At 63.6% G+C, this 3,547-nt stretch carries 3 protein-coding genes; 1 reads left to right on the top strand and 2 read right to left on the bottom strand.

All coding sequences use genetic code 11. The features are described 5' to 3' along the window. Window positions 1–85: 85 nt before the first annotated feature. Together MXAZACID_RS03320 and hisI are read right to left on the bottom strand one after the other, a co-directional pair. Window positions 86–1,717 carry a cytochrome c gene (locus tag MXAZACID_RS03320; protein WP_008492654.1) on the bottom strand — a complete coding sequence of 544 codons (1,632 nt, stop codon included), beginning with the start codon at window positions 1,715–1,717 and terminating at the stop codon, window positions 86–88. Between the two features lie 101 nt (window positions 1,718–1,818). After that, window positions 1,819–2,214: a phosphoribosyl-AMP cyclohydrolase gene (gene hisI / locus MXAZACID_RS03325; protein WP_039884689.1), complete on the bottom strand. Its 396-nt coding sequence runs from the start codon at window positions 2,212–2,214 to the stop codon at window positions 1,819–1,821. Between the two features lie 100 nt (window positions 2,215–2,314). Here hisI and MXAZACID_RS03330 point away from each other — a divergent pair, with 100 nt between their 5' ends. Beyond that, window positions 2,315–3,370 (top strand): SDR family oxidoreductase, encoded by a 1,056-nt coding sequence (locus MXAZACID_RS03330; protein ID WP_008492656.1) that lies wholly within the window; start codon window positions 2,315–2,317, stop codon window positions 3,368–3,370. Window positions 3,371–3,547 lie beyond the last annotated feature (177 nt).

Consider the following 3,547-nt stretch of genomic DNA (forward strand, 5'->3'; position numbering starts at 1 on the left):
TTTTTGTCACGATGCCGCTTTTTTTGAAAAAAAGCGGCGCAAAAAACTTTTGTGATTCTTTAAAAAATCGTTTTCAGGCAACCTCTTAATGCGCCGCCACCAGCGGCTGCACGCTGGCGATGAAATCCTTCAGCGCCGCCTGCTTCTGCGCCAGGCTCAGCCCGTGCTCCTGCGCCAGCGCCGGGCAATAGGCGGCGACCAGCGTGTTGGTGAGGTCGGCCGGGCTGATGCTGCTATTGGCGCCGCGCACCGCGCCGATGAGGGCGTTGGTGCGGTTGGACAAGGTGGCCGGGGTGACGCCCTGATAGATGTTCAGCCAGCCATTGCCGGGATCGGTGACCGAGCTCGGGGTGATCACCGGGCAGCCGAGATTATCGGCCTGCAGGCTGCCAGCGCCTTGCAGATGGGTTTTCGCCCGCAGCGCCTTCACATCCTCGGCGGTGGCATTGGCGGTGCCCTTATTGCCCCAGGCGGTGCGGATATAGTTGGTGATGTCGGCGATCTGCTGGTCGTTCAGCCGGGCGCCGAAGACCGGCATCTTCATCGCCGGCGCGCCCCAGCTGCCCAGCCCGCCCAGCATGGCGCCGATGGCGTTGTCCGGCAGTTCGGCGGTGACGCTGTCATTGCCGGCGAGGTTGGGGACGAGTTTCGGCGGCAGACCGCCGCCGGTCTGGCCGTGGCAGCCGGCGCAGCTCATTTTATAGAGCGCCTGGCCGCGGGCGATCGAGGCATCCGCATCGGCGATGGCGGGGGTGGGCGGGGTATTCTGCGGCTTGGTCGCGGTTTGCAGGAAATCCGCGATGTCCGCGATATCGGAGACCGGCAGCAGGCTGGTGGAATGGTCGGTCATGTCGCCCATCGGCCCGTAGGGCGAGCCTTTCACCAGATTGCCGTCATCATGCAGATAGGCGATCAGATCATTCTTCGCCCAGCCGCCGACGCCGTAGGTTTTGTCGGACGAGATGTTGGGGGCATAGAGATTGTCGATCTTCGCGCCGGCGAACTGCTTGTCGTCCATCGTCGCCTGCAACATGTTGCGCGGCGTGTGGCATTCCTGGCAGTGGCCCAGCGCGATGGTGAGATAGGCGCCGTTCTTCATATGCTCGTCCCAGGACGGGTCCATCTTCATCGGGCCGGTCTTGAAGAACAGCAGCCGCCAGCCCAGCAGCACCGGACGCTGGTTGAAGGGAAAGCTCATGGTGCTGGGGGCGCGCGGCGCGTCCACCGGCGGCAGGCTCATCAGATAGGCCTTGATCGCCATCACATCCGGGTAGGAGAGCTTGGTGTAGGAGGTATAGGGCATCGCCGGATACAGGAATTTCGGGAAAATCCCGTAGCTGTGGCCGGGCGAGACGCCATCATGCAGGGCGGCGTAGAATTGCGCATCCGTCCAGTTGCCGATGCCGGTGGTTTTGTCCGGCGTGATGTTCGGGGTGGAGAGGCCGCCAAACGGGGTGTGCATGATCAGCCCGCCGGAGAAGGGCGCCTGGCCGGGGCCGGTATGGCAGGGCATGCAATCCGCCGCATCGACCAGATATTTGCCGCGCGCCAGCAAGGCCGCGTGGTCCGTTGGGGCGGAGAGGGAGGCAGCGGGGTAATCCTTGGTGTCCGCGGCGGTGGCCACCCGGCTGACGGCAAGGCCGCCCAAGGCGAGGGCAAGGGCGGCGGCGGCGAGGAAGGGGCGCAGAAAATTAGGCCGGGGCGTTTGCGCAGACATGGATCGGTTCCCTAGTTTTTATCCCGGAGTGTCACGCTGTTCGCGTCACGCTCCGCGTTTCATGGCTCTAGGGTCCATTTCGCCGATTTAACGGCTGCAGATCAAGCCTTGCCGTAAAGTGTGTCAGGATGGATGTGCGGCGCAGCAATTTCGACCAGCTGGTCCTCGCGCACCGCCCGATAGAAACAGCTGCGCCGGCCGGTGTGGCAGGCCACGCCTGTCTGGTCGACCAGCAGCAGCAGTGCGTCGCCATCGCAATCAATCCGCAGCTCGATCAGCTTCTGGGTCTGGCCGGAGCTTTCGCCCTTGCGCCAGAGTTTGGCGCGCGAGCGCGAATAATAGCAGACCTGGCCGGTGCGCAGCGTTTCTTCCACGGCCTCGCGGTTCATCCAGGCCATCATCAGGATCTCGCCGCTATCATGCTGCTGGGCGATGGCGGCGACGAGCCCGTTGGCATCGAAGGAGAGGGCGGCGAGCAGGTCTGTATGCGCGTTCATGCCCGCAGAGAAGGTGCAAAGACGCTGCAAAGTCAACGCGTCCGGGTTGGCGCGGGGCGCAGGGCTGCCCATGTGGCGGGGAGCTTGAAGGAGAGATGCGATGGCGAAGACGGCTTTGGTGGTGGGCGCGAGCGGGATTGTTGGCAGCGCGGCCTGTTCGCATTTATCCGCCCAGGGCTGGGAGGTGCTGGGGTTGGCGCGCCGCCCGCAGAGCCAGCCGGGAATAATGCCGGTGGCGGCCGACCTGCTGGATGCGCAGGCCACGAAAGCCGCGCTGGCCGGGCTGGCGCCGGAGATCGTCTTCATCTGCACCTGGCTGCGCCAGGACAGCGAGGCGGAGAATATCCGGGTGAATGCGGCGATGGTGCGCAATCTGCTCAACGCGCTGGGCGGGGCGACGCGGCATGTCGCGCTGGTAACCGGCTTGAAGCATTATCTCGGCCCCTTCGAGGCCTATGGCAAAGGCAGCCTGCCGCAGACGCCCTTCCGCGAAGACCAGCCAAGGCTGGATGTGGAGAATTTCTACTACGCCCAGGAGGATGAATTATTCGCCGCCGCGGCGCGGGACGGCTTCAGCTGGAGCGTGCACCGCCCGCATACGATCATCGGCAAGGCGGTGGGCAATGCGATGAATATGGGCACCACGCTGGCGGTCTATGCCTCGCTCTGCCGGGCGCTGGAGCGGCCGTTCTATTTCCCCGGTTCGGCCATGCAGTGGAACGGGCTGACGGATATGACCGATGCCAGGCTGCTCGCCGCGCATCTGCTCTGGGCCGCCCAGACGCCGGAGGCCGCCAACCAGGCCTTCAATGTGGTGAATGGCGACGTGTTCCGCTGGTCCTGGATGTGGGGGCGGATTGCGGATTGGTTCGGGCTGCAGCCCGCCCCCTTTACCGGCGAGCATCGGCCGCTGGAGGCGCAGATGGCGCAGGACGAAGGCAGCTGGGCCGATATCGCCGCGCGGGCCAGGCTGGTTGAGCCGGATCTGAGCCGTCTCGCCTCGCCCTGGCATACTGATGCGGATCTGGGCCGGCCGATCGAGGTGGTGACGGATATGTCGAAGAGCCGCCGGCTGGGGTTTTCGCTCTATCAGCCGACGGATGAGGCGTTTTTTGAGCTGTTTACCGGGTTGCAGGCGGAGCGGTTGATTCCGTAACATCTGAGAAAGACATGGGGACTTTTTGTAAAAAGTCCCCACCCCTCCGGCGCCTTTCCAACGCTGCTGCGCAGCATTGGAACCTTTGGCGCCTCCGCCCTCCAAAAACTTTTGAAAATTTTTAGCAGTTTGCTGAAAAACCCCGAAACTTGGTTTTATTTTTTCTGATTTAGCTTT

Source organism: Acidocella sp. MX-AZ02, assembly GCF_000306035.1.
Classification (GTDB): domain Bacteria; phylum Pseudomonadota; class Alphaproteobacteria; order Acetobacterales; family Acetobacteraceae; genus Acidocella; species Acidocella facilis.